Annotated in this window: 24 protein-coding genes, 5 tRNA genes and 1 pseudogene; 18 read left to right on the top strand and 12 right to left on the bottom strand. The window is 24.5% G+C overall.

What is annotated here, in order from left to right:
• Nucleotides 1–159: 159 nt before the first annotated feature.
• Together BUCIPSTX3056_RS02050 and der are read left to right on the top strand one after the other, a co-directional pair.
• On the top strand, nt 160–654 hold the full coding sequence (locus BUCIPSTX3056_RS02050) for a tetratricopeptide repeat protein (protein WP_075474995.1): 495 nt from the start codon (nt 160–162) through the stop codon (nt 652–654).
• Nucleotides 594–2,033 (top strand): ribosome biogenesis GTPase Der, encoded by a 1,440-nt coding sequence (der, locus tag BUCIPSTX3056_RS02045; RefSeq protein WP_082253738.1) that lies wholly within the window; start codon nt 594–596, stop codon nt 2,031–2,033. The genes BUCIPSTX3056_RS02050 and der overlap by 61 nt, the downstream gene beginning before the upstream one ends.
• Nucleotides 2,034–2,040: 7 nt before the next feature.
• Here the strand turns inward: der and fdx are convergent, their stop codons facing one another.
• The 6 genes from fdx to BUCIPSTX3056_RS02020 form a co-directional block, all read right to left on the bottom strand.
• Nucleotides 2,041–2,373 (bottom strand): ISC system 2Fe-2S type ferredoxin, encoded by a 333-nt coding sequence (gene fdx / locus BUCIPSTX3056_RS02040; protein ID WP_075474992.1) that lies wholly within the window; start codon nt 2,371–2,373, stop codon nt 2,041–2,043.
• A 105-nt stretch (nt 2,374–2,478) separates the two neighbouring features.
• Nucleotides 2,479–3,702, bottom strand: coding sequence for an Hsp70 family protein (locus BUCIPSTX3056_RS02035; RefSeq protein ID WP_269456659.1), 1,224 nt, complete (start codon nt 3,700–3,702; stop codon nt 2,479–2,481).
• A gap of 14 nt (nt 3,703–3,716) precedes the next feature.
• Entirely contained in the window at nt 3,717–3,977 is a 261-nt protein-coding gene (locus BUCIPSTX3056_RS02110; RefSeq protein WP_269456656.1) for an Hsp70 family protein, read from the bottom strand.
• On the bottom strand, nt 3,974–4,507 hold the full coding sequence (gene hscB / locus BUCIPSTX3056_RS02030; RefSeq protein ID WP_075474990.1) for a Fe-S protein assembly co-chaperone HscB: 534 nt from the start codon (nt 4,505–4,507) through the stop codon (nt 3,974–3,976). Before hscB ends, BUCIPSTX3056_RS02110 begins: the two co-directional genes overlap by 4 nt.
• A 137-nt stretch (nt 4,508–4,644) precedes the next feature.
• Nucleotides 4,645–5,040, bottom strand: coding sequence for a Fe-S cluster assembly scaffold IscU (iscU, locus tag BUCIPSTX3056_RS02025; RefSeq protein ID WP_075474988.1), 396 nt, complete (start codon nt 5,038–5,040; stop codon nt 4,645–4,647).
• Between the two features lie 27 nt (nt 5,041–5,067).
• Complete coding sequence (locus BUCIPSTX3056_RS02020; protein ID WP_075474986.1) at nt 5,068–6,276, bottom strand: IscS subfamily cysteine desulfurase; 1,209 nt, start codon at nt 6,274–6,276, stop codon at nt 5,068–5,070.
• 262 nt (nt 6,277–6,538) lie between these two features.
• Between BUCIPSTX3056_RS02020 and BUCIPSTX3056_RS02015 the strand changes: the two genes are divergently transcribed.
• The 9 genes from BUCIPSTX3056_RS02015 to BUCIPSTX3056_RS01975 all read left to right on the top strand — a co-directional run bounded on the left by BUCIPSTX3056_RS02015 (nt 6,539) and on the right by BUCIPSTX3056_RS01975 (nt 14,837).
• Nucleotides 6,539–6,612: transfer RNA gene (locus tag BUCIPSTX3056_RS02015), tRNA-Trp, on the top strand.
• A 228-nt stretch (nt 6,613–6,840) separates the two neighbouring features.
• Complete coding sequence (ilvD, locus tag BUCIPSTX3056_RS02010; RefSeq protein WP_075474984.1) at nt 6,841–8,688, top strand: dihydroxy-acid dehydratase; 1,848 nt, start codon at nt 6,841–6,843, stop codon at nt 8,686–8,688.
• Between the two features lie 123 nt (nt 8,689–8,811).
• Nucleotides 8,812–10,287, top strand: a complete 1,476-nt coding sequence (ilvC, locus tag BUCIPSTX3056_RS02005) for a ketol-acid reductoisomerase (RefSeq protein ID WP_075474982.1) — start codon at nt 8,812–8,814, stop codon at nt 10,285–10,287.
• A 114-nt stretch (nt 10,288–10,401) separates the two neighbouring features.
• On the top strand, nt 10,402–12,384 hold the full coding sequence (locus BUCIPSTX3056_RS02000; RefSeq protein WP_231938284.1) for a UvrD-helicase domain-containing protein: 1,983 nt from the start codon (nt 10,402–10,404) through the stop codon (nt 12,382–12,384).
• Between the two features lie 105 nt (nt 12,385–12,489).
• Nucleotides 12,490–12,825 (top strand): thioredoxin, encoded by a 336-nt coding sequence (gene trxA / locus BUCIPSTX3056_RS01995; RefSeq protein WP_075474978.1) that lies wholly within the window; start codon nt 12,490–12,492, stop codon nt 12,823–12,825.
• A gap of 197 nt (nt 12,826–13,022) precedes the next feature.
• Complete coding sequence (rho, locus tag BUCIPSTX3056_RS01990; RefSeq protein WP_075474976.1) at nt 13,023–14,285, top strand: transcription termination factor Rho; 1,263 nt, start codon at nt 13,023–13,025, stop codon at nt 14,283–14,285.
• A 208-nt stretch (nt 14,286–14,493) separates the two neighbouring features.
• Nucleotides 14,494–14,568: transfer RNA gene (locus BUCIPSTX3056_RS01985), tRNA-Arg, on the top strand.
• Between the two features lie 37 nt (nt 14,569–14,605).
• Nucleotides 14,606–14,681: transfer RNA gene (locus tag BUCIPSTX3056_RS01980), tRNA-His, on the top strand.
• Between the two features lie 82 nt (nt 14,682–14,763).
• Nucleotides 14,764–14,837: transfer RNA gene (locus tag BUCIPSTX3056_RS01975), tRNA-Pro, on the top strand.
• Nucleotides 14,838–14,857: 20 nt separating this feature from the next.
• Here BUCIPSTX3056_RS01975 and cyaY read toward each other — a convergent pair.
• The gene (gene cyaY / locus BUCIPSTX3056_RS01970; RefSeq protein ID WP_075474974.1) at nt 14,858–15,193 is read right to left on the bottom strand and encodes an iron donor protein CyaY; all 336 of its coding nucleotides are present in this window, start codon (nt 15,191–15,193) and stop codon (nt 14,858–14,860) included.
• Nucleotides 15,194–15,268: 75 nt separating this feature from the next.
• Here cyaY and dapF point away from each other — a divergent pair.
• Nucleotides 15,269–16,125 (top strand): annotated as a pseudogene (gene dapF / locus BUCIPSTX3056_RS01965) (diaminopimelate epimerase).
• Between the two features lie 431 nt (nt 16,126–16,556).
• Nucleotides 16,557–17,456 carry a hypothetical protein gene (locus BUCIPSTX3056_RS01960; RefSeq protein WP_075474972.1) on the top strand — a complete coding sequence of 300 codons (900 nt, stop codon included), beginning with the start codon at nt 16,557–16,559 and terminating at the stop codon, nt 17,454–17,456.
• A gap of 140 nt (nt 17,457–17,596) precedes the next feature.
• Here BUCIPSTX3056_RS01960 and BUCIPSTX3056_RS01955 read toward each other — a convergent pair whose 3' ends face one another.
• Nucleotides 17,597–18,343, bottom strand: coding sequence for a ferredoxin--NADP(+) reductase (locus tag BUCIPSTX3056_RS01955; protein WP_075474970.1), 747 nt, complete (start codon nt 18,341–18,343; stop codon nt 17,597–17,599).
• A gap of 345 nt (nt 18,344–18,688) precedes the next feature.
• Between BUCIPSTX3056_RS01955 and zapB the strand changes: the two genes are divergently transcribed.
• A complete protein-coding gene (gene zapB, locus BUCIPSTX3056_RS01950; protein WP_075474969.1) occupies nt 18,689–18,931 on the top strand; it encodes a cell division protein ZapB in 243 nt (80 codons plus the stop codon).
• Nucleotides 18,932–19,109: 178 nt separating this feature from the next.
• On the opposite strand, the gene hslU is transcribed toward zapB, so the two are convergent.
• Nucleotides 19,110–20,447 (bottom strand): HslU--HslV peptidase ATPase subunit, encoded by a 1,338-nt coding sequence (hslU, locus tag BUCIPSTX3056_RS01945; protein WP_075474968.1) that lies wholly within the window; start codon nt 20,445–20,447, stop codon nt 19,110–19,112.
• Nucleotides 20,448–20,460: 13 nt separating this feature from the next.
• On the bottom strand, nt 20,461–20,991 hold the full coding sequence (gene hslV / locus BUCIPSTX3056_RS01940; protein ID WP_075475039.1) for an ATP-dependent protease subunit HslV: 531 nt from the start codon (nt 20,989–20,991) through the stop codon (nt 20,461–20,463).
• A gap of 236 nt (nt 20,992–21,227) precedes the next feature.
• Here hslV and rpmE point away from each other — a divergent pair, with 236 nt between their 5' ends.
• The gene (rpmE, locus tag BUCIPSTX3056_RS01935; RefSeq protein WP_075474966.1) at nt 21,228–21,437 is read left to right on the top strand and encodes a 50S ribosomal protein L31; all 210 of its coding nucleotides are present in this window, start codon (nt 21,228–21,230) and stop codon (nt 21,435–21,437) included.
• A 175-nt stretch (nt 21,438–21,612) separates the two neighbouring features.
• Here the strand turns inward: rpmE and BUCIPSTX3056_RS01930 are convergent.
• Together BUCIPSTX3056_RS01930 and orn are read right to left on the bottom strand one after the other, a co-directional pair.
• Nucleotides 21,613–21,685: transfer RNA gene (locus tag BUCIPSTX3056_RS01930), tRNA-Gly, on the bottom strand.
• 96 nt (nt 21,686–21,781) lie between these two features.
• On the bottom strand, nt 21,782–22,333 hold the full coding sequence (orn, locus tag BUCIPSTX3056_RS01925) for an oligoribonuclease (protein WP_075474964.1): 552 nt from the start codon (nt 22,331–22,333) through the stop codon (nt 21,782–21,784).
• 162 nt (nt 22,334–22,495) lie between these two features.
• Between orn and pgi the strand changes: the two genes are divergently transcribed.
• From pgi to rpsF, 3 genes are all read left to right on the top strand, one after another.
• The gene (pgi, locus tag BUCIPSTX3056_RS01920; protein WP_075474962.1) at nt 22,496–24,130 is read left to right on the top strand and encodes a glucose-6-phosphate isomerase; all 1,635 of its coding nucleotides are present in this window, start codon (nt 22,496–22,498) and stop codon (nt 24,128–24,130) included.
• A gap of 199 nt (nt 24,131–24,329) precedes the next feature.
• Nucleotides 24,330–25,244: a tRNA (adenosine(37)-N6)-dimethylallyltransferase MiaA gene (miaA, locus tag BUCIPSTX3056_RS01915; RefSeq protein WP_331712101.1), complete on the top strand. Its 915-nt coding sequence runs from the start codon at nt 24,330–24,332 to the stop codon at nt 25,242–25,244.
• Nucleotides 25,245–25,700: 456 nt separating this feature from the next.
• Nucleotides 25,701–26,093, top strand: coding sequence for a 30S ribosomal protein S6 (rpsF, locus tag BUCIPSTX3056_RS01910; RefSeq protein WP_075474960.1), 393 nt, complete (start codon nt 25,701–25,703; stop codon nt 26,091–26,093).
• Nucleotides 26,094–26,096 lie beyond the last annotated feature (3 nt).

The raw sequence follows: 26,096 nt of genomic DNA, 5'->3' as shown, positions 1-26,096 counted from the left end.
AAACAAAAAAACTAAAAAATTAGTTGTCTAAAAAGAGAAAGGATAGACTGCATGTTCAGTATTTTTAAAAAAATTTGGAAAAAAGAAATAAATATGTTATTATTTTTAATAATTTAAGAAAAAAAAATTCATTCTTGAAAATATCAGTGTTGAAAACATATGAAAAGAAATAATTTTATAGGATTTTTAAAAAAATACTCTTACTTTTTGTTTTTTTTAGTTTTTTTTTCATTATCAATCTGTACAATTGTAATGAGAAAAAATCATGAATTAAATAGTAGCAAAAAAAATATTGAAGAATTTAAAGACATAGTGGATAATTTAAAAAAAAAAACTGATCTAGTCAGCCATAAACAGAATTTTTTAAAAAAAAATCGCAATATATATTCTGTATTAATTGGAGTTAATTTATCTAAACAATTATTTCAAAAAAAAAAATATACACAAGCTGCTGATGTATTAAAAAAAATTTTACTCATTACTCAAGAAGAAAATTTAATTTTTTATATAAAACTAAATTTAGTAAAAATATACGTTAAAAAAAAAGACTTTTCCTCTGCCCTAGAGATTATTAACTGTGTTAATGATCGTGTATGGAAACCGTTATTTCAGGAATACAGAAAATATATTTATTTAAGAAAGAGATCAATATAATGATCCTAAAAATTACTTTAGTAGGTAGATCAAATGTAGGAAAATCTAGTATATTTAATTTTTTAACTCAAAATAATTCTTCTCTTGTTAGTAGTACAAAACAGACTACACGTGATAGAAATTATGGTTTTTTTTTTATTAAAAATCATAAATTTTGTGTCATTGATACCGCAGGTATTGAATATATAGAAAAACTAGAAGGAAAAGAAAGTTTACAAATAGATTCATATAAGCAAACTAGAATAGCAATGTATGAATCGAATTTTTTGATTTTTGTAGTTGATGCATACACAGGAGTAACACATTTAGATTTTTTTATATTAAAAAAAATAAGAAAAACTAATAAACCGATTTTTTTATTGATAAATAAAATTGATAAAATTAACTTAAATAGTCATGTGGTTGATTTTTATAATTTTGGGATTGAAAAAATTTGTAAAATTTCCATACTTCATCGTTCCGGGATATCTGATTTTTTTGAAAAAATATGGATTTTTTATAAAGAAATATTTGAAAAAAAATATAATAAAGATATTTTTTATAATTCATTTAAATCTGAAATTTGTATAAATGTTTGTTTTTTAGGAAAACCGAATTCAGGAAAATCTACTTTAATTAATAGTTTATTAAATAAAAATAGAATGATTACTAGTCCTATTCCAGGCACTACAAGAGATATTATTAAAGATTCTTTGTATTATAAAAATATTGAATATATTTTTACAGATACTGCAGGAATAAAAAAAAGAAACAAAAGGAGTACTTTTTTAGAGCATATATCTGAAAAAAATTCTATTAATATAATTCAACGTAATCAAGTTGTAGTTATTGTTATAGATGCTTTTGTAGGAGTATGTGCGCAAGATTTATCTATAATTCATACTACTATAAAATCTGGAAAATCTTTTTTTATTGTCTTAAACAAGTGGGATTTAATTTCATTGACTAAAAAAACAAAAATTAAAAATTTTATTAAAAATCGTTTACGATTTATTAAAAACATCACTGTTATTTATATGACTGCATTATATAAAACAGGAATGTCTAAAATTATAAATCAAATAAATATTATTTATAAAGAGTCTTTGAAAACTTTTAGCACTTCATATTTGACAAATATTTTAAATCAAGCGATATTACAACACCCTTTACCTTCGGGTGTAACTGGAAAAGTAATACGATTAAAATATGCACATCTTGGACAGAAAAATCCAATATTTATTATCATCCATGGTACTCAAATACAACATATACCATTAACATATAAAAAATATTTAATGCATTTTTTTCAAAAAGAACTACAAATCCAGAATACACCCATTAAGTTATTTTTTAAAAATAATATTAATCCATATATTCATAAAAAAAACAGAAAATAAATTTAATTTATTCATTAGTATGGTTTACATGGTATAAAGGTATTTCCACCTCTATGTCTTCCGTTCCTAAACGAGCCTGACACCCTAATCGACTATGCTTCTCTAAACCCCACGCTTTGTCTAGTAAATCTTCTTCTTTTTCGTAGCAAGGAGACAAAGAAGAAAAACCTTTTCTAATAATGCAATGGCATGTACAACATGCACATGATTTTTCACATGCATGTTCCATTTTTATTTTATTAGATAAAGCTATGTCAAGAATTGTTTCTCCTGTTTTTCCTTGTACAGATAATCCTTTTGGTAATATAAATTTATGAGGATAAAAGATTATATTTGGCATAATTCATTTCCATATTTTAAATAATTTATAATAATATTTTTTATAAGAAAACATCCATTGATATTTTCATATCTTTTTTAAATTTTTTTGATAATGTAATATACATTATTTTTTTTTGTCATTATTTTTGTAATGATATACAGTATCCATTTTGACTCTATGTTTAATTTTAGATATTTTTTCTTGTACTATTACAGACAATAAACCATCTACGTCTATATGAAATATAATAATTATCTTTATTTCTCCTGCTTTTTTAGGTGGTAATTTTTTGATTTTAAATTTTTTTAGTAGTTTGCAATTTTTTACGTATTTATTTTCTCCTTGAAAAATGTTTATACAAAATCCTGTTTGATTATCCTTAAATGTAGTAAATATTTTTACTACTTCAGTAGGTATTTTTGATCCTTTTACTATCATTTTTTCCATAATCCCGCCTAGTAATTCGATTCCAATAGAAATGGGTATTATGTCTAATAATAATATTGATTGTATATTTTGGTTTCTTTTATAATGTAAAAAATTTGCTTGTAATCCTGCTCCACAAGCGACTACTTCTATCGGATTAATTAACTGTGAAGGTTTTTTTTTAAAAAAATCATGAATTTTTTTACGAATTAAAGGAATGTAAGTAGATCCGCCAACTAAAATTATATCTTTAACTTGCTTTTTTTTTATTTTAGCATCTTGTAATGCTTGCTTCAATATGCTTAATGTTTTTTGAACATACGGATAAATTAATTTATTGAATTCTAAAACTGAACAGTTTATTTGTGAGTTTAAAAATTTCATTGTAACAAATGATTTTTTGCTTAATTGAATTTTGATTTTTTCAGCAATAATAAGTAATGTTTTAAATAATTTTTGAGTAAAAAATGGTTTTTTCTTCATTTTAGAATATAAAAAACAAGCTAATAGATTATCGAAATCATCTCCTCCTAATTGACAATCACCATTAGTTGAAAGAACCTCAAAAATTCCTTCTGATATCTTTAAAATAGATATGTCAAATGTACCTCCCCCTATATCATATATACAAATAAATCCTTTTCTTTTTTTTTCTAAACCATAAGCAACAGCTGCTGCAGTTGGTTCATTTAATAGTCTTAATAGCTTTATTTTGCTTAATTTTGCAGATTTTCTGATTATTTTTTTTTGTATATTATTAAAGTATGCCGGAACTGTTATAATGACTCCACAAATAGATGTTTGGAATTTTTTTTCTATTTTATTTTTAATATAAGTAAAAATTTTTTGAATGATATCAGAAACAGTTATTTCTCCTGCATTTGTATGAAAGGTTAGTTCGTTATTTTTGTTACAAGATATTTTATACGGAATATTTATTTTTTTTTTTTTAATTCAGAATATGAAATTCCAATAAATCTTTTTATAGATGTGATGGTGTTTTCAACATCTGTATGTAAAAATTTTTGAGCTTTCCAACCTATAATAGTGTGATTTTTTTTAAAATGTATTATTGTAGGAAAAAATTTTTTTTTATTAAATGCTTTTAAAATAACTGTTTTATTGTTTATTACAGTAGATACTAAACAATATGTAGTTCCAAAATCTATTCCTATGATAATTTTTTTTTTTTTCATAATTTTATCTCTTTTTTATTAATTGATTTACTTTTAAAATATTGAGCTTTTTTAATAATTTTACGTGTAAATGATATACGATAAAAAATTTGATCTGCATAATCTATTTTTTTTTCTTCAATTGCTTTATTGAACTGTGAAAAATATAATTTTAATTTGATTTTTTCTTTTTTTATAAAATTATTTATATTAGAATATGCATTTAACTTTTTATATATTTTTTGTATTTTTTCATTTAATTTAAATTGTTCTATTAATATTTTTTTTTGATACAAATTATTATTTTCCAAATAAATATTTTTTTTTTTGTTTATATCTAACAAATATTTAGCTCGAGTAAATTTTTTTTTTAAAATGTTAAATCCTTGATTTATCTTAATAGACATTGATAATTGATTCATTTTTCTTTTTTTTTTTTCTTTTGTTATATCCGGATGATGTTTTTTTTGAAGCAAATAAAAATTTTTTGTTAATTTTTTTTTATCAATATTAAATTTTTGTGTAAGTTTAAATAAGTTAAAGTAATTCATTAGTGACCTATAAAATAAATTATCATTTTTAAAAAAAAATAAGTATATATAAATATATAAATTTTTATTTTATATTATTTAATATATGTTCTAGTGCTGAACATAGCATATTTATTTTCAGCACTAATGTATTTTAATTAGTTAGATATTTTTTTTTTATGATTTTTATGGTAATTAGCAATAGCTCCTTTGATTGCATCTTCTGCTAAAATTGAACAATGAATTTTAACTGGAGGTAAATCCAGTTCTTTGGCTATATCGGTATTTTTTATTTTATTAGCTTCTTTTAATGTTTTTCCTTTAACCCATTCAGTCATTAATGAACTAGCAGCAATAGCAGATCCACACCCATATGTTTTAAAACAAGCATCTTCTATTACATTTTTTTGATTTACTTTTATTTGTAATTTCATTACATCTCCACAAGCAGGAGCTCCGACTAAACTGGTTCCAATGTTTTTTTCTTTTTCTGGAAATGATCCAACATTTCTTGGATTTTCATAATGATCTAATACTTTTTTGCTGTAAGCCATAATTTTAAATTTTCCTATATGAAAGTATTAATTCCAAATAATTTTTTTCATATTAATACCTGATTGAAACATTTCCCAAAGAGGAGATAGTCTTCTTAATTTATCAACGGCATTTCGAATTGCTATTATAGCATATTTAATTTCTTCTGATGTTGTAAAGCGTCCTATAGAAAATCTAATAGAGCTATGTGCTAACTCATCTTTTATTCCTATAGCACGTAAAACGTATGATGGTTCTAGACTTGCTGATGTACAAGCAGATCCAGAAGATACTGCTAAATTTTTTAAAGCCATTAATAGTGATTCACCTTCAATAAAGTTAAAACTAATATTAATTATATTGTAAGTAACATAAGAAAAATTACTGTTTAAATAAATTTCTTGAATATCAGATAAACCATTCCATAACATATTACGTAGATGTTTTGCATGCGACATATCTTTTTTCATTCTTTTTTTTAAAATTTTACATGCTTTTCCAAAACCTACAATTTGATGAACAGGCAGTGTTCCTGAACGAAATCCTCTTTCATGTCCACCTCCATGTATTTGAGGAGATAATCTAATTCTTGGTTGTCTGCAGATATACAATGCTCCTATTCCTTTTGGTCCATATATTTTATGAGCAGAAAACGATAATAAATCAACTGGTATTTTTTGAGTATTTATGTTTATTTTTCCAATGCTTTGTGTAGCATCTACATGAAAAAAGATATTTTTATATCTACAAAATTGACCTATTTCTTTGATGTTTTGAATTGATCCAATTTCATTGTTTATATGCATAATAGAAATTAATAAAGTGTTATGGTTAATAACTTCTTGAATTTGAGAAATATCGATAATACCGTATTTGTTTGGTTTTAAATACGTTACTTCACATCCTTGATATTCTAAATATCGGCAACAATCTAACACTGATTTATGTTCTATTTGACTGGTAATAATATGTGTTTGTTTTTTTTTGTGGAACTCATAAATTCCTTTAATAGCTAAATTATTTGATTCTGTGGCTCCGGAAGTAAAAATTATTTCTCTAGCGTCTGCATGAATTAAGTTAGCAATTTCATTTCTAGCTATATCAACTGCTTCTTCTGCTTTCCATCCAAACTTATGTGATCTAGAGGCTGGATTTCCAAAAATATCATTCAAAGAATAATATTTATTCATTTGTTTTTTTACTAAAGGATCTACGGGAGTAGTAGCTGCATAATCTAAATAAATAGGAAATTTCATTTTTAAACCTCACTTGATAATTATGTATATAGCATGTATAAAATAATTTAATACATTAAATATTGACTTTTTTTTATTTAATCATTTTATATATAACGTGTAAATTATAAAATGTAAGCGATTAATTAAATATTAAATATTTAAAATAATTAATTAATAATTTTTTTAAAATACATTAACTATTTTGCGTAGTTGTGTTTTTTTAATCTCTCAGGTATAATATTTGAAAATAAAATTTTTATATTTTTTAAAAATTTATATTAGGGACGTAGTTCAATACGGTAGAGCGTTGGTCTCCAAAACCAAAAGTTGTGGGTTCGAATCCCTCCGTCCCTGTAAATAAATTAAATTTTTATAAAATAAATTAATGTTAATTATTTTTTTAGTCATTTTTCATATGTTTATCTTACCAAAATTTACCTATCATAAGTAAACAAATTTTGTAATAATTAAACACAATTTTTAACAACTAGTATTTAATATATAAAATATATGTTTATACAGATATTTTGTAAATAAAAATATTGTATTTTTTAAAATTTTATGTAAAAAAGAGTTTATTCCATGCCAATATATCGTTCTTCAACAACTATTAACGGTAGAAATATGGCCGGAGCAAGAGCATTATGGCGTGCGACCGGCGTACAAGATAAAGATTTTGGTAAACCAATTATTGCGGTAGTTAATTCATTCACTGAATTTGTACCCGGTCATATACATTTACGCAAATTAGGTAAATTAGTTTCTGATCAAATTTCTAAGTATGGAGGAATTCCTAAAGAATTTAATACAATTGCTATTGATGATGGAATCGCTATGGGACATTCTGGTATGTTATATTCATTACCTTCAAGAGAGTTAATAGCAGATTCTATTGAATATATGATTAATGCTCATTGTGTTGATGCTATGGTATGCATATCTAATTGTGATAAGATTACTCCAGGCATGCTACTGGCTTCTTTACGACTAAACATTCCTTCCGTCTTTGTTTCTGGAGGACCTATGGAGTCAGGAAAAGTAATAATTGATGACCATACCATTAAAATTGATTTAGTCGACGCTATTACTCACGGAGCTAATCAAAATACTTCACAAAAAACTTTATCTGAAATAGAGCATTCTGCTTGTCCAACGTGTGGTTCATGTTCTGGAATGTTTACCGCTAATTCTATGAACTGTTTAACTGAAGCTATTGGGTTGTCTTTTCCTGGAAACGGAACGATTTTAGCTACTCATACTGATAGAAAAGATTTGTTTTTGAAAGCTGGTGAAGTTATTGTTAAAAATACACAAGATTATTACAAAAATAACAATATAAGCTTATTGCCTAGAAGTTTAGTCAACCGCTCTACACTGAAGAATGCTATGATTTTAGATATTGCTATGGGTGGATCTACTAATACTGTATTACATTTATTAGCTATGGCTCACGAAGCAAAAATCAATTTTTCTATGAAAGATATTGATCACTTATCTAGAATAGTCCCCCATTTATGTAAACTTTCTCCTAGCACTACTAGATATCATATGGAAGATTTACATCGTGCTGGAGGAGTGATTGGTATTTTGTCTGAATTAAACAAAATTAATTTATTGAAAACATCGGTTTTAAATATATTAGGGTTAACATTAAAAAAAATTATTAAACAATATGATATAATGAATATATTAAATAAAGATAAGTTTCATTTTTATTCATCTGGTCCTCAAGGCATAAAAACAGTGATTCCTTTTTCACAATCATTTAGATGGCCTACATTAGATGTAGATCGTGTTCATGGTTGTATTCGATCTAAAAAATATGCATATAGTCAAGACGGAGGATTAGCTGTATTACAGGGTAATTTAGCAACACGTGGTTGTATAGTTAAAACAGCTGCAATTAATAAAAAAAATATGATATTTTCAGGACCAGCTAAAGTATATGAAAGTCAAGATGAAGCTGTTAATGCTATCTTAGACCATAAAATTTTTTCTGGTGATGTGATAGTTGTTCGATATGAAGGACCTTGTGGAGGACCAGGTATGCAAGAAATGCTTTATCCTACCACATACTTAAAATCTGTAGGATTAGATAAAAAGTGCGCATTAATTACTGATGGTCGATTTTCTGGAGGAACATCTGGAATTTCTATAGGTCATATTTCTCCCGAAGCAGCTATGAAGGGATTAATTGCTTTAGTATGTAATGGAGATATAATTAGTATCAATATTTTACAACGTAGTATTACTTTACAGGTTTCTTTTCAAGAAATAGAACGTCGAAGAATTCAAGAAGAAAAGAGAGGAAAAAAATCTTATACGCCTAAAAATCGTATACGAAATATTTCAGATGCATTAAAAATATATAGTATGTTTGCTACTAGCGCTGATACTGGAGCAGTAAGAAATTTGAAAAAAATACGTTGATTCTAATTATCAGAATTATATTTTTATATAAAATAATGATATATATATATAATATATATACAGTATATGTATAATAAATTTTAACAATTATGGTTTTTTATTTTTTTTTAAAAGGGAATATATATGAAAAATTTCTTTAATTCTCTTTCATTTAGAGAAAAATTAATAAATTTACATACTGGTTTTTTAATGGGTAAAAATGAATTTTTAAAGATAAAAAAAGTATTACAGAATAAAAATATTGTTATAATTGGATGTGGTGCGCAAGGATTAAATCAAGGACTTAATTTACGAGATTCTGGATTCAATGTTTCTTTTGCTCTGAGAAAAACTTCTATATTAAATAAATCTGATTCTTGGAAAAATGCTATTAAAGAAAATTTTTGTGTAAATACATATAAAAAATTAATTCCTAATGCTGATCTAGTAATTAATTTAACGCCTGATAAACAACATTCTCAAGTTGTTAAAAAATTACAATCTTTAATGAAAAAAAATTCTACTTTAGGATATTCTCATGGATTTAATATTGTTGAAGAAGGAGAAAAAATTCGTTCAGATATTACTGTTATTATGGTGGCTCCTAAATGTCCAGGCACTGAAGTACGACAAGAGTTTTTAAGAGGATTTGGTGTTCCTACATTAATTGCTGTACATAAAAATAATGATTTACAAAAACAAGGTTTAAATATTGCAAAAGCATGGGCTGCTGGTTTAGGTTCGCATCGTGCTGGAGTACTACGATCCTCTTTTATTGCTGAAGTAAAGTCTGACTTAATGGGAGAACAAACTATTCTATGCGGAATGCTACAAGCATGTTCTCTTGCTTGTTACGAACATCTTGTAGAAAAAGGGTATAGTTCTGATTATTCTGCTACTTTATTACAATTCGGATGGGAAAAATTAGCAGAATGTATGAAAGAAGGTGGAATAAAATTATTATTAGATCGCTTGTCTAATCCAGCCAAAATTCGTGCATATCAACTATCTTTGCAACTAAAAAACATACTTAAACCTCTATTTTGTTTACATATGGACAATATTATTTCTGGTAATTTTTCGGAGAATATGATTTTAGATTGGAAAGATGGAGATAAACAATTAATTCGTTGGAGAAAAAGTTTAAAAAAATCTTGTTTCGAGAATGCTGATATATATTCAGGAAGAAAAATTTTAGATTACGAATATTTTGATAAATGTACCTTAATGGTTGCTATGCTAAAAGCAGGTGTAGAGTTATCATTTGAAATTATGGTAGAAACAGGTATTACTCCAGCTTCTGCATATTATGAATCTTTACATGAATTACCGTTAATTACTAATACAATTTCTAGAAAAAGATTATATGAAATGAATTTAGTTATATCGGATACAGCAGAATATGGTAGTCATTTGTTTTCTGAACGAGCGCTTCCTTTGTTGAATAAATTTATGCGCACTATTCATAGTGATGATTTAGGAGAATCTATTAAGAATTGTTCTGTTAGTAATCAAGAATTACAATATGTAAATGATATGGTTAGCAATCATGCCATTGAAAAAATTGGAAGAAGATTGCGTTTATATATGAATGTTATGAAGTCTATAATAGTAAAATAAATTTTTAAATGTGAAATATTAGTATTTAATATTTTAACGAGATATATAAATTTAATTTTGTTTGAATAAAAAAGATGAATTTTAAAATCTTATTTTTAAGATATTATTTTTATGATGTTAAACAAATTTCAAAAAAAAGCTATTCATATAATTGATAATCCATGTTTAATTTTAGCTGGAGCGGGATCAGGAAAAACTAGTGTTATCATTAATAAAGTTATAACATTAATTACTATATATCGGTATGATCCTAAAAAAATTTTTGCAGTAACATTCACTAACAAAGCTGCTAAAGAAATTAAATATCGTTTATGTAAAAAATTAACTATTAAACAAATTCAAGATATTACAGTATCTACATTTCATGCTCTAGGCTTAAAAATTATTCGTAGTGAATATAAAACTTTAGGTTTAAAAAAAAATTTTACATTATTTGACGAAGATGAACAGTTACGTCTTTTAAAAAGTTTAGCTGATATTCATACAAAAAATGATGTTTTGTTCTTAAAAAAATTACTTTATCAAATTTCTAATTGGAAGAATAAATTATTGACCCCTCAATTAGTTCGCAAACAAATTCATTCTTTTGTAGAAAAAAAATATGTTTTTTTATATGAAAAATATGATTTTTTTTTAAAACAACATAATATATTAGATTTTAATGATTTGATTTTTTTACCTACTGTTTTGTTAAAGAATAATATTTATATAAGATTTTGTTGGCAAAAAAAAGTTCAATATTTGTTAGTAGATGAATATCAAGACATTAATATTAGTCAATATCAATTAATGAAATTATTGTGTGGTTATAATTCTAATTTAACAGTTGTCGGTGATAATGATCAATCTATTTATTCATGGAGAGGAGCTCAACAAAAAATTTTTTATTTATTAAAGCAAGACTTTCCTTCTTTAGATATAATTAAGTTAGAACAAAATTATCGCTCTTCTGGTTGTATATTACACGCGGCAAATATATTAATTTCGAACAACATTAACTTCTTTAATAAGAAATTGTTTTCTACTTTAGACTACGGAAATAAGATTTTTGTTTTTATGTCTATCAACGAAATTCATGAAGCACAACAAATAATTCAACATATTCAAAAACATAAATGTCGTCATAACAATCAGTATAGCGATTATGCAATTTTATATCGAAGTAATTATCAAGTAAAAGTAGTGGAATCAGAATTAATATATCGAAACATTCCATATGTTGTTCATGCAGGACAATCTTTTTTTAGTTCTTTAGAGATTAAAGATTTATTAGCATATTTAAGATTAATAGTTAATCATGAAGATGACTTAGCATTTTTACGTATTATTAATATTCCGCGTCGAAGAATAGGATTAATTACTTTATCTAAGTTAAAAATTTTTGCTACGAAAAATCAAATAAGTTTGTTTGTTGCAAGTACGGATAAACGTATGATTATTCAACTAAACAAAAGTGTTGTATCACAGTTGAATGATTTTGTAGTATGGATTTTACAATTATCTTCATATTTATTAAATAAACCAGAATCTATTTTAGATTATATAATTAATGATATTAATTATTTTGATTGGGTTACTAATTATTACAACAATACAGTTTTGTCTGAAAGACGTATACAGGATATATTGTTTTTTTCTAAATGGTTGTATAAAACACTAGTAGGTAATAGTATCACTGTACCTTTAAAATTAGAGGATATCCTGATACGCTTTATGTGCGGTGATTTTGAAAATCTAGATTCTGATCATACTAATTCAAAATTTGATAAACTGCATTTAATGACTATACATGCTTCTAAAGGGTTAGAATTTTCAGTAGTTTGTATTATTGGTATGGAAGAAGGAACTTTTCCACACCAAAAAAGTATTATAGATAATAATATTACAGAAGAACGTCGTTTGATGTATGTTGGAATGACTCGTGCAAAAACACAATTATTGCTTAGTTTTTGTAAAAATAAAAGGAAATTTGGTGTATTTGTTAGTTTACAACCCAGTCGTTTTTTGTTTGAATTACCACGAAAAGAAACATACTGGGTTAAATATCATATAAACCATAATGAAAAAATTTTTAATAAAAAAGTATACAATATCTAGTTTTGAATAATAGTTTTTATGTTAAAAACTATTTTTTAAGAAATATTATCAATAATAATGAAAATATTGGTTATATTATTTAATATAATATGTATTAGGATATTTATGAAAATAACTAAAATTATTGAATTAACGGATAAAAATTTTAAAAAAGAAGTATTTTCTTCAAAGAAATATGTTTTAGTAGATTTTTGGGCAGATTGGTGCGGACCATGTAAAATCTTATCACCTATATTAGAAGATATTGCTAATGAATATTTTGAACGAATGATTGTAGGAAAAATTAACATTGATATGAATAAAAAAATACCAATAAAATATTCTATTAAAGGTATTCCGACTTTATTATTATTTAATAAAAATCAAATTGTAGGAACTAAAATAGGTGTTGTATCAAAAATGGAATTGAAAAATTTTTTAGATAAAAAATTGTTACATTAAAATCTTTTTTTTTATTTGTTTTCAATTATCCGGTATAGCAAAACAAATAATATAATTATTTGTGATGAACTATATATTTATTTTTTTTAAAAACACCAAATTTACACATACTTTACTGTATATATATTTATATAAATTTATTATTGTACATTAAATATTTTATATTTTTTTTTAAATGGATTAAAAAACTCCCTATTATGAATCTTACCAAATTAAAAAATACATCAGTATCAAAACTTATTATTTTAGGTGAAAGGATAGGTCTTGAAAATTTAGCACGTATACGTAAACAAGATATAATTTTTTCTATACTGAAACAACATTCAAAAAGTGGAGAAGATATATTTGGAGATGGTGTTTTAGAAATTTTACAGGATGGTTTTGGTTTTTTGAGATCTGCAGATAGTTCTTATTTAGCTGGACCTGACGATATTTACGTATCTCCTAGTCAAATTCGTCGTTTTAATTTAAGAACAGGAGATACAATTTCTGGTAAAATTAGACCTCCTAAAGAAGGCGAACGTTATTTTGCTTTATTAAAAGTTAATATGATAAATTATGATAAACCGGAAAATGCACGTAGTAAAATTTTATTTGAAAACTTAACTCCGTTACATGCTAACTCTAGGTTAAAAATGGAACGAGGTAATGGTTCTAAAGAAGATTTAACTGCCAGAGTATTAGATTTATCGTCTCCTATTGGTCGTGGGCAAAGGGGTTTAATTGTAGCTCCTCCGAAAGCTGGAAAAACTATATTATTGCAAAATATTGCTCAAAGTATTGCTTATAATCATCCAGATTGTGTGTTAATGGTTCTTTTGATAGATGAAAGACCAGAAGAAGTAACTGAAATGCAAAGACTAGTCAAAGGAGAAGTAGTAGCCTCTACTTTTGATGAACCTTCATCTAGACATGTTCAAGTAGCTGAAATGGTAATTGAACGAGCAAAAAGATTAGTAGAACATAAAAAAGATGTTATAATCTTATTAGATTCAATTACTCGATTAGCTAGGGCATATAATACTGTTGTTCCAGCTTCTGGAAAAGTATTAACAGGAGGAGTAGACGCTAATGCTTTACATAGACCTAAAAGATTTTTTGGAGCAGCTCGGAATGTAAAGGAAGGAGGTAGTTTAACGATTATCGCTACGGCTCTAGTTGATACTGGATCTAAAATGGATGAAGTAATTTATGAAGAATTTAAAGGTACTGGTAATATGGAATTACCTTTATCTAGAAAAATAGCAGAAAAAAGAGTATTTCCTGCAATTGATTATAATCGTTCTGGAACACGAAGAGAAGAATTGTTAACTGTTCCAGAAGAACTACAAAAAATGTGGATTTTACGGAAAATTATTCATCCTATGGGTGAAATAGATGCTATGGAATTTTTAATTAATAAATTGTCTATGACTAAAACTAATAATGAATTCTTTGATATGATGAAAAGATCTAAATGATATTCTTTATCATGATTTTTTTTAATTTTTTGTATAATTTTAAAAAACAATTCTTGTTATATTTGTGCAATTAATGGTTTTTATTATAAAAATAGACACAAAGTACTAGATTTTTTTGTTTAGTGTATATATAATATTTATTAGATAATAAAAATTTATTTTAATAATACATATTATGTATATACATTGTGTTTTTATAAAAATTTTTGCGTCCGTAGCTCAATTTGGATAGAGCATTACTTTCCGAAAGTAAAGGTCTCAGGTTCAAATCCTGTCGGACGCAATTTATGTGTATAAAATATTTATACGTATTTTTTTTGGTGGTCATAGCTTAGTTGGTAGAGCTCTGGATTGTGATTCCAGCGGTCATGGGTTCAAATCCCATTGACCACCCCATGTGTATATATGGTTTATTTTTTATATATAATTTTAATTTTATAAATATTTGATGTATTAGTGGTTTGTTTTTTTAAAAATTCGGCGAATAGCGCAGTTTGGTAGCGCAACTGGTTTGGGACCAGTGGGTCAGAGGTTCAAATCCTCTTTCGCCGATAATTAACTAGAAAAATTTTTTAAATATTATTTAATAAGTTCAATTTAAATAAATAATTAGTTTGTATAAAAAATTCTTTTTTTAATATTTTTTTTATTGTTTTTTTTGAACGAATACATATCCAAGTTCTTTTTTTATATAATAAATGATATCCTTGATTTGATGTAGCAATCCATAATTGTTTTAAAAAAATTTGTGATGTAAGAATTATTTTTTTATTATTAGAGAATGTAATTTCTAACATATTATCTAGTAACAAATAATCAAAATCTATGTTTTTATTATTGTTATTCAATACTTCTTCTATTGTTGATAATGTTTTTTTTATTTTTTTATGAAACATAATATCATGCATATTACACCTAATATAAGTTATTTTTAATGAATAAATTTTAAAATTTAATTATAACATTTATTTTTTGAATGAGGAATGTTTAACATGTTTTTAAAAAAAAATGTTGTTTTTTTTTCTAAAATGCATGGTTTAGGAAATGATTTTGTTTTAATTGATTCTACACAACATGATTTTTTTTTTCACCGCAATTAATAAAGAAATGGTCTAACAGGTATTTAGGTATTGGTTTTGATCAATTTTTAGTTTTACAGCGTTCCAATTGTGTACAAGCGAGCTTTTTTTATAGAATTTTTAATTCGAATGGCTTAGAAGTTGAACAATGCGGTAATGGAGCTAGATGTGTTGCATATTATTTGTTTTTAAAGAAAAAAATCAGTAAAAAAAAAATTTGTGTTCGTACAAAAAATAGATATTTATTTTTAGAACATATAAGAGATAATATTTTTAAAATAGATATGGGTGAACCTGTTTTTACTCCAAAAAATATTCCATTTTTGTGTATTTCCGAACAATTAAATTATACTATAATGATTCATGGAATAAATTATTTGATTTATGTGGTTACTATCGGTAATCCTCATTGCGTCATTCAAGTTGATGATATAAAAAGCATAAATGTTGAAAAAATCGGTAGAGCTTTATCTGTACATAGTTCTTTTCCGGAAGGCGTTAATGTTGGTTTTATGCAAATATTATCCAAAAAAAAAATTTTATTACGAGTGTATGAGCGACATGTTGGCGAAACATATGCTTGTGGTAGTGGAGCGTGTGCTGCTGTTTCTGTTGGTATACTTAACAAGATGTTATCTAACAATGTTACTGTTGTACTCTTGCATGGTAAGTTAACAATTTCATGGAATGGTTTACCAGGAAGCTCTTTATATATGTCAGGAGAAGCTGTTCATGTATATGATGGTGTAATTACACATTAATTAAATTTAACATTATGATTGATTCTTTGCATGAAATTTTTATATGTAATTTAAAGGATAAAAATTTTTTTGTGTAAAAAGCATTTATTGTTTGACTTTTATTGTATTGTGCAGTATATAAGAAATACAAGATTATATATAAAAATTTTTATATATAAAAATTTGTATTGATTTTTATATATAAAGTATAATTTATATATAATTAAATATTTTACATTGTATTTTTTATAAAATATTAAACATATATACAAATATTTTTATATGTTTTTTAAACATATATTTAAATATATTTTTTTATATTATTGTTTTTATAACAAGAATTTAATGTATCTTACTTTATTTTTGTGATTTTTTGGTTTTTAAAAAACATTTTTATAAATTAAATTTTATTGATATGTTATATTTAATAAATATAAAAGGATAGAAATGCTATGTCATCAGTTTCTTCAATAAGATCTAATATAAATCTTAATTTAGAACTTATAAAACAAGTTAATAATAACAGTGTGTTAAAAAATCAAGATTTTAAAAATGTTGATGTTACAATTATTAATAACGCTAATCAAGAGTATATAGCGCATATTTCTCCAAATAGTCAGTATAATCAAGAAAATATTATATCTTCTGATGAAAACTCTGATTATGCATCAATGGAATATGATAATAGTATTTTTAATTGTCCTAATGCTGTATCTAAAGAAGAATATGTTGATAATTCAATAAGTGACTCTAATTTTTATAATACACCACAATATTACCGTTTAGATGATGGTGTTAAAGATTTCGTTCCTGAAATTTTTAATAATCCCGATATAAATTGGAATGTATTGAATTCTGTTAATTTTTCTGCTAAAACTGAATTATTTTCACAAAAATTACAACAATCTTTTAAAGAATTAACTAAAACTGGTAGATTAGAGCAAAAATTTTTAGATAATATACATGATAAAACTGTTTTCTTGAATGGTAGTAGAATTCCTTCTAATCAAGCTCCAGATATAATGAATATATTTCAAACTTCTGTTACAGATTATGAAGAACAACAATTAATTTCTACTTATGTACATCCTGAAGTATTAGAGGCTGCATGGAATAATTTGATTTCTCGTTATCCTGAAGTTGAATATCGAGCATCTGATAATGTACGTTTTGCGTATGAAATTGATAAAATTGGTCCTGATACGTATAAAGTGGCAGTTACTAAAACAGCAGATTTACAATCTTCTTATTCAGAAAATATTGATGAAATTAATCAGTATGGTGTTCGTGCTGCTATGATTATTAGTAAAAATTCTGATCCAGAAATAAGATATTCATTTTTTGTGCGTTAATTATATAAATATTTTAGTTAATATTAATTAAAAATATTGTATATATTATTGCATGTATTTGGAATTGATTCCTATTTTAACAGGAATCAATTCCGAAAAATAATTTTATTATTTATATTTTTATTATAAAAAAACACATTTTACCAATAGTTCTCGCTTGTAATATGTCCTGGATTTCTTCGAAAGTGTTTTCTCATTTTTTTTAAAGAAAATAGTACTTTTTGTGTATCTTTTATCATGTTTGGGTTACCACATAACATTACGTGAGATGTTTTTTTATTTAATGGTTCTTGAACAATCTTTTCTAATTTTCCTGAATAAATTAAATCAGGTATATGTCCAAATAGATATTTTTTATTTTTTTCTCGACTTAGTATTATTTGTATAACAATTTTTTTATTGTATTTTTTTTGGATTTTATTAAGTATATTAAGATAATTTAAATCTATACTATACTTTATAGCGTATATTAAAATAATTTTTTTGAATTTTTTTAATACATTATCCTGTTGTAATATTGAACAATATGGACCTAATGCTGTTCCAGTAGCTATCATCCAAATATTTTCTTTTTTAGGTAATTCTTCCATAGTAAAAAAACCAAATGAGTTTTTTGCTATGAAAATTTCATAATTATATATATCATACAAATATGGTGTTAACTTTCCTTGATTAATTAATAAAATATAGAATTCTAAATTTTTATTATTAGGTGGATTTACAAAAGAATACGCTCTCTGGATTCTTTTTTTTTTAGTATTAATATATGACAATTTTGTAAATTGTCCTGCTTTGAACGAATTAATAGGAGCGCGTACAATAAGTGAAAATAAGTTGTTTTTCCATTTTTTTAGTTTTATAATTTTAACGTTTAGCCATTTATTCATATTAGAATATTTCATTATATATTTTTTATAATAATTAATTTATTATATTATATTAAGTTTTTAGGAGTGAAAAATAACTATTTTATTTTATAAATTTTTTATAATAATTATTAATTTAATTTAATAATTATATAGAATAATTATTAAAATTTATTAAATAAAATAATTATTTTGTATATCATTATTAATGATATTTTTTGAAATATAAATATTAAAAATTGTTTTCTTTGAAATTATTATATATATTATAATATATATCTATATTTTATAAATTTTATTGTATTAATACATACTGTATATTTTTTTATAAAATTAATAAATATTTTGTATTTAAATGGTATCATCATGGTTTTAGAAACATTCTCTAATTTAGAAACAAAAGTACAGAAATCAGTAGATTGTATTTTATCTTTACGAACAGAAATTAAAAATTTAAAATTAAAAAATAAACATTTAAAAGAAAAATTAAAAAATCTTTATTCTATAAAACAACGTATGGAAGAAAAAATTATTTTAATTCAAGAAGAAAGGATTAAATGGAAAAATAACTTAAGATCTCTTTTAGAAAAAATAAATGATTTAGATTAACTGTAATTTAATTCAATATATTTAATTATTGTATTTTTTTTTATAACATTAAAATGTATCATCGTACTATACGTAATATTTTATGATTGCCTATCATAAATATTTTAGATAGGCAATTCTTTTGAAATATAAAAAAATTATTAATAAATATTTTTGATAATATTTTTTTAAAATATTTTTATAAAATAAATTTGCTTAAATCTTGATTTTCCATTAATTTATCTAAATGTAGACTAACATAGTTTTCATCAATATAAATTTTTTTTCCAAATTGTTCGTTAGAATGAAATGAAATGTCTTCTATTAATTTTTCTAAGACGGTGTATAATCGACGAGCTCCAATATTTTCCATTGATTCATTAATTTTCCACGATGCTTCAGCAATTTTTCGTATACCTTGTTTTGTAAAAACAATATCCACTCCTTCAGTTTTTATTAGAGCAATATATTGAGCAGTAATAGATGCATTTGGTTCAGTTAGAATTCTTTCAAAATCATCTATTGTTAATGCATTTAGTTCTACACGAATTGGTAATCTACCTTGTAATTCTGGAATTAAATCAGAAGGAGTGGATGTTTGAAAAGCTCCAGACGCTATGAAAAGAATATGATCCGTTTTTACAAAGCCGTGTTTTGTAGATACAGTACATCCTTCAATTAACGGCAAAAGGTCTCTTTGAACACCTTCTCTTGATACGTCTGAATTAGATGTAGAAGAGCGGTGTTTGCAGATTTTGTCAATTTCATCAATAAACACAATACTGTTTTGTTCTACAGAATATATAGCTTGTTCTTTTAATTCTTCTAAATTAATTAATTTAGCCGCTTCTTCTTCAACAATTAATTTCATTGCATCTTTTATTTTAAGTTTACGTAAATTTTTTTTCTTGCCGCTTAAGTTTTGGAATAAGGATTGTAGTTGATTGGTTAATTCTTCCATTCCTGGAGGAGACATAATTTCTATTCCCAAGGGAACAGAAGCGACTTGTATTTCTATTTCTTTGTTATCTAATTCTCCTTTACGTAACTTTTTTTTAAATACTTTAATTGTATCTTTAGGTTGTTCTGTGGAATTTTCATCGTTCCATTTATTATTATTCGGCATAGGTACTAAAATTTTTAAAATTTTTTCTTCGGCTCGTTTTTTTGCGTTTTTTTTGTTTTTTTTTATATTTTGAGTCCGAATCATTTTAATTGCTAATTCTGTTAAATCTCGGATTATTGAATCTACTTCTTTCCCCACATAACCGACTTCAGTAAATTTAGTAGCTTCTACTTTAATAAAAGGAGCATTAGCTAGTTTTGCAAGTCTGCGAGCAATTTCTGTTTTACCTACTCCCGTAGGTCCGATCATTAGGATGTTTTTTGGTGTTATTTCATGGCGTAATTCTGAATTTAATTGCATTCTTCTCCAACGATTCCTTAATGCAATAGCAACAGCGCGCTTAGCGTTCTCTTGTCCAATTATATATTTATTTAATTCTCGTACAGTTTCGCGAGGAGTCATTGCTGACATGTATATTTCCTTATTATATTTCTGAGGATATTTCGTGTATAGTAAATGATTGATTAGTATATATACAAATATTTGCAGCAATTTTTAAGGCTTTTTTTACTATAACAGATGCACTTAAGTTTGTATTTTTAATTAAAGCATATGCAGCTGCTTGCGCAAATGCTCCACCTGAACCGATTGCCATGACATCATTTTCTGGCTGTATTACGTCTCCTGTTCCGGTAATGATAAGAGAATTTTTTTTATCAGCTACAGCTAATAATGCTTCTAATTTTCTTAGTAATCTATCAGTTCTCCAATCTTTAGCTAATTCTATAGCAGATCTTTGTAGCTGTCCTTGGTATTTTTCTAATTTTTTTTCAAATAATTCGAATAATGTAAAAGCATCTGCTGTGCCTCCAGCAAAACCTGCAATTACTTGATCTTTGTAAATCGAACGAACTTTTTTTACATTACTTTTCATGATAGTATGTCCAAAAGTAGCTTGTCCGTCACCACCAATTACTACTTTTCCATGTACACGAACACTTAGTATTGTAGTCATAAATAACATAATCTCTTATTAAATATAGTTATATATATTTTGTATTTATAATGTTGTTATTGTGAAGTTTATAAATATTTAATGCAATTAATATTGATTTTAAAAAATATTACATATAATATATGTAATATTTAGAATAATTAACTTTTAATATTTTTGATGTTATATATAATATATTTTTATGTATCAAATGTATCTTTAGATAGTATACTACATTTTTCTTTGGAGAATATGTGATGAAAAAAAATATTCATCCTGAATATAAAAAAATTTTTGCTATTTGTTCGTGTGGTTATACCATTCCAGTATTTTCTACTAAAAAGAAAGATATGTTACTTGATTTGTGTTCACAATGTCATCCTTTTTATACAGGAAAACAAAGAAACATGAATACAAGAGGTAGAATACAAAGATTTCAGAAACGTTTTAATTTATCAGAAATTTAAAATTAAAGGATTTTTAATTTTAATGAAAATGTGTGATTTTTAGAAGAAATTTTGATTTTTTAGCTATTTTAAATATTTATTTATATAAAAGTAATTTGTTTTATTTTATAAATAAATGATGTATTTTTTACGTTTTTTAAAATTTTTGAAAATTTTATATTTTATTTATTTTTTAAGCGGGAAACGAGATTTGAACTCGTGACCCCAACCTTGGCAAGGTTGTGCTCTACCGTCTGAGCTATTCCCGCAATGTATTATATTTTAATTATATAAAACATTATTTTTTTTTGCAAGAATTATTTGAATAAAAAAAAAGAATATGTAATGGTTTATACATCATATTTTTATATGAAAAATAGGTTTTTTTTATATACTTTTAATTCTATTATAGACTCAATTAGATCTTCTTGTGCACGGTGAGTATTTTTTTTTTTTATTTTTTTTAAAATTTTTGGCTTCCAGCGTTGTGCTAATTCATTAATTGAACTAACATCTAAATTTCTATAATGAAAATATGATTCTAATTTTGGCATATGATGTAATAGAAAAGCTCTATCTGTCGATATAGTATTTCCACACATAGGAGAAATTTTTTTTTTAATCCATTTTTTTAAAAATAATAAAGTTTTTTTTTCAGCGCTGGCTTCGTTTTCTTGACTAACTTCTATATTTTTGATTAACTCATTATTTTGATGAATATTAAATATTTCATTGTGCATTTTTTTTAGTGTTTTTTGTTTCTGAAAAATTACAATATTAGGTCCGATTTCCAAAATATTTAAATATTTGTCTGTAATAATAGTAGAAATTTCAATAATTTTATGAATTTTAGGATTTAATCCTGTCATTTCTAAATCAATCCAGATTAATTTTTCATTTTTTTTTTCTTTTTTCATGTTTGTTTTTTAAAATTTTTAGTTTTATTGATTAATAGTTTTATATTTTTATCGATAGTACAGACATACACGATCTTCATTTTTCTGTAGTTTAACAAACAATATATATACATGTGTATACTATATTGATAGGTAAGTAATTTAAATACTATAAGGGATGACATGAAAAATATCAATCCAACTAAAACATTTTCTTGGAAACAATTAACCGATCACTTTTATGATGTCAAGAATATTTGTATGAATGATTTATTTAATATAGATCAAAATAGATTTCATAATTATTCTATTTTATTTCAAGATAATATTTTAGTAGATTTTTCTAAAAATCGTATAACTAATCAAACTTTACAGTTACTATTAATGTTAGCTAAAGAATGCTTTGTTAGTGATGCTATACAAAGTATGTTTTTAGGACACAAAATTAATAAAACAGAAAATAGATCAGTATTACACGTTGCTTTACGCAACCAATTAAATAATAGTATATTTGTAGATAATGTAAATATTATGATAAATATACAAAAAGAATTGAAAAAAATAAAAAATTTTTCTGATTCTGTTATTCAAGGTAGTTGGAAGGGATATACTGGAAAAAGTATTTCTGATGTAGTTAATGTTGGAATTGGTGGCTCATACCTTGGTCCTTATATGGTAACTGAGTCGTTAAAAGCATATAAAAATCATTTAAAAATTCATTTTGTTTCTAATATTGATGGTACTAATGTTACTGAAATATTAAAAAAAGTTAATCTAGAAACCACTATTTTTTTGATTGCTTCAAAATCTTTTTCTACAGATGAAACTATTAGTAATGCTAATTATTTAAAAAATTGGTGTCTTTTTCATACTAATTATGCAAAATATCTTGATCTTCATTTTTTTGCTTTATGTGAAAATGTAACTGCAGCATTAAATTTTGGTATTGTTAGTAGAAATATTTTTAAATTTTGGGATTGGGTAGGTGGTCGTTACTCTATATGGTCTTCTGCTGGTCTATCTATTGTTTTGTCTATTGGGTTTAAAAATTTTGAATTATTATTGTGTGGGGCACGCATGATGGATCAGCATTTTTTAAATCAAGAATTATCACAAAATATTCCAGTTATTTTAGCTCTAATTAGTTTATGGTATACGAGCTTTTTCGGAACGGAAACAGAAGCTATACTTCCTTATGATGAATATATGCATGCATTTCCTGAATATTTACAGCAAAGTTATATGGAGTCTAACGGAAAATCAATAGACCGTAATGGTAATTTGGTTACATGGAAGACTAGTCCGATTATTTGGGGGCAGTGCGGTACTAATAGTCAACATTCTTTTTTTCAATTATTACATCAAGGCACAACACTTATTCCGTGTGATTTTATTTTTCCAGCAATAAGCCATAATCCTATTAATGATCATCATGAAAAATTATTATCGAATTTTTTAGCACAAACTAGAGCATTAGCTTTTGGTAATGAAAAAATAATAAATAATAATATGAATTCAAATAGTTTAAATTGTAGTTCACGTGTATCGTATAAATATTGTCCTGGAAATAAACCAACTAATTCAATTATGTTAAAAAAATTGACTCCATGTGTTTTAGGATCTTTGATTTCTTTATATGAACACAAAATATTTGTGCAAGGAGTTATTTTAAATATTTTTAGTTTTGATCAATGGGGTGTTGAATTAGGAAAATTAGTAACTAATGATATATTGGGCGATTTATCTAAAGAAAAATTTAGTAATCAATATGATAGTTCTACTCGAGGATTATTAAATTCTTATAAACAATGGATGTGAATTTAATTATTAGATTAATATTAAAAGTTTCATTTATATTGTATAGTATCGATATATAAACATAATTATATATATGATAATATATATTATATACATAATGTGTATTAAGATTTTTTTGTATTCATACTATAAACTAAAATTGTATATATTTTTATATTTAATAATAAAAATGAATAATAAACCGATAATATTGTTTTTGATGGGTCCAACAGCTATAGGTAAGAGCGCGGTAGCTCGTCAAATAAAAAAAAATTTTTCTATAATAGAGTTATTAAGTGTAGATTCTAAATCGATATATAAAGGATTAGATATTGGGACTGATAAACCATTGCAACGAGATTTACAAAGTAATATATATCGACTAGTTAATATCTTAAAACCTCAAGAAATCTACTCATCCGCTGATTTTTATAGAGATGCTGTCAGAGAAATAGAAGATATTTTAAAGCTAGGAAAAATTCCTTTGTTAGTTGGAGGAACAATGTTTTATTTTAAAACATTACTTAACGGATTTTCTGATTTACCACCATCTAATTCTGTTATTAGAAATTATATTTTTAACAAAATTTGTTCGGGAGAGAAGCAAAAATTGTTTGATATTTTAAAAAAAGTTGATAAAATTTCTAGCGAACGAATCCATATAAACGATGTTCAGCGAGTTTTACGTGCTGTCGAGATATTTTTTGTCTCTGGAGGTCTTTCTAAAAGTAAATTAATTAAATCTATTCCTAATAAGTTGCCTTATAAAATTTTTCAATTTGGACTCGTTCCTTTTAAAAAGGATATTTTATATACTAGAATAGTAAAACGTTTTTATTACATGCTGGAGTGTGGTTTTGAACAGGAAGTACGTAATTTATATAAAAATAAAAGTTTAAATATTTCTCTTCCGTCTATTAATAGTATCGGCTACAGACAGATGTGGCTTTATATACAAAATAAGTATTCTTATCAAGAAATGATTGATAGTACTATTAAATCTACTTATCAATTAGTTAAACGTCAATTAACGTGGTTAAATAATTGGACAGATATTACATTAATACCAGATAACAAAATAGATATTTTAATGAAAAAAATTCAGAATATAGTACGATATAATTTAAGTAAATAATAGTACAACAATACTATTTTTATAAATACTAAATTGTATAAGTTTAATGTATGATTAAATTTTATTTAAATACAAGAATACAGAGCTGTATTTATGATAAAAAAGATAATGATGTTATAATTTATAATTATTTAAAATGTTTTAATATAATGTCTCATTAGATGTTTTTAAAATCATTACTCGTATATTTAATAAAATTAAGAATATCATTGTCTATTATAATAAAAATAATATTATTATAGAGTTAATGAATATTAAAAATAAATTTTTTTAAAAAACTATGTTTTTCATGAATATAATTATGTTAATATAACAAGACATTTTTAATAAAATCAACATATAATATTTATATATTTTATTTTTTATATAAAAAAGATATTTTAAAATAATTTATTTTTTATTTTTTTAAAAAATATTTAAAATATTTATTTTTTATATTTTAAAGGAGTTTTATTTGTGCGTCACTATGAAATTATTTTGATGATTAATCCAGATAAAAATGAAAAAATTTTACATATTATTGATTTTTATTCCAAGATGATATTATCTAAATCTGGAGTTATACATCGTTCAGAAAATTGGGGACAGCGTATTTTATCATATTCTATAAATAAATTACAAAAAGCAAATTATGTTTTGATGAATATTGAAGTATCTGTTGAATGTATGAAAGAGTTGGAAAATCATTTTAAGTTTAATTCTAATATTATTCGTAATTTAATTCTTGTATGTAATAAAGCACATACAGATATGTCTCCTATTTTACGAAATCAAGAAAACAATAAAAAAGAAATAGTAGTTACTAACAATAATCATAAAAAATATTTTATTAAAAATAATCAAATTTGATTT

Origin of the sequence: Buchnera aphidicola (Cinara pseudotaxifoliae), from assembly GCF_900128595.1 — a bacterium.
Classification (GTDB): Bacteria; Pseudomonadota; Gammaproteobacteria; order Enterobacterales; family Enterobacteriaceae; genus Buchnera_F; species Buchnera_F aphidicola_J.
Note: the sequence above shows the minus strand (reverse complement) of the source record. Positions and strands in the feature narration are given on the sequence as shown.

Coding starts and splice junctions, on each gene's coding strand:
- BUCIPSTX3056_RS02050 (WP_075474995.1), top strand. CDS start 160: ATGAAAAGAAATAATTTTATAGGATTTTTAAAAAAATACTCTTACTTT.
- der (WP_082253738.1), top strand. CDS start 594: ATGGAAACCGTTATTTCAGGAATACAGAAAATATATTTATTTAAGAAA.
- fdx (WP_075474992.1), bottom strand. CDS start 2,373: ATGCCAAATATAATCTTTTATCCTCATAAATTTATATTACCAAAAGGA.
- BUCIPSTX3056_RS02110 (WP_269456656.1), bottom strand. CDS start 3,977: ATGAAAAAAAAAAAAATTATCATAGGAATAGATTTTGGAACTACATAT.
- hscB (WP_075474990.1), bottom strand. CDS start 4,507: ATGAATTACTTTAACTTATTTAAACTTACACAAAAATTTAATATTGAT.
- iscU (WP_075474988.1), bottom strand. CDS start 5,040: ATGGCTTACAGCAAAAAAGTATTAGATCATTATGAAAATCCAAGAAAT.
- BUCIPSTX3056_RS02020 (WP_075474986.1), bottom strand. CDS start 6,276: ATGAAATTTCCTATTTATTTAGATTATGCAGCTACTACTCCCGTAGAT.
- ilvD (WP_075474984.1), top strand. CDS start 6,841: ATGCCAATATATCGTTCTTCAACAACTATTAACGGTAGAAATATGGCC.
- ilvC (WP_075474982.1), top strand. CDS start 8,812: ATGAAAAATTTCTTTAATTCTCTTTCATTTAGAGAAAAATTAATAAAT.
- BUCIPSTX3056_RS02000 (WP_231938284.1), top strand. CDS start 10,402: ATGTTAAACAAATTTCAAAAAAAAGCTATTCATATAATTGATAATCCA.
- trxA (WP_075474978.1), top strand. CDS start 12,490: ATGAAAATAACTAAAATTATTGAATTAACGGATAAAAATTTTAAAAAA.
- rho (WP_075474976.1), top strand. CDS start 13,023: ATGAATCTTACCAAATTAAAAAATACATCAGTATCAAAACTTATTATT.
- cyaY (WP_075474974.1), bottom strand. CDS start 15,193: ATGCATGATATTATGTTTCATAAAAAAATAAAAAAAACATTATCAACA.
- BUCIPSTX3056_RS01960 (WP_075474972.1), top strand. CDS start 16,557: ATGTCATCAGTTTCTTCAATAAGATCTAATATAAATCTTAATTTAGAA.
- BUCIPSTX3056_RS01955 (WP_075474970.1), bottom strand. CDS start 18,343: ATGAATAAATGGCTAAACGTTAAAATTATAAAACTAAAAAAATGGAAA.
- zapB (WP_075474969.1), top strand. CDS start 18,689: ATGGTTTTAGAAACATTCTCTAATTTAGAAACAAAAGTACAGAAATCA.
- hslU (WP_075474968.1), bottom strand. CDS start 20,447: ATGTCAGCAATGACTCCTCGCGAAACTGTACGAGAATTAAATAAATAT.
- hslV (WP_075475039.1), bottom strand. CDS start 20,991: ATGACTACAATACTAAGTGTTCGTGTACATGGAAAAGTAGTAATTGGT.
- rpmE (WP_075474966.1), top strand. CDS start 21,228: ATGAAAAAAAATATTCATCCTGAATATAAAAAAATTTTTGCTATTTGT.
- orn (WP_075474964.1), bottom strand. CDS start 22,333: ATGAAAAAAGAAAAAAAAAATGAAAAATTAATCTGGATTGATTTAGAA.
- pgi (WP_075474962.1), top strand. CDS start 22,496: ATGAAAAATATCAATCCAACTAAAACATTTTCTTGGAAACAATTAACC.
- miaA (WP_331712101.1), top strand. CDS start 24,330: ATGGGTCCAACAGCTATAGGTAAGAGCGCGGTAGCTCGTCAAATAAAA.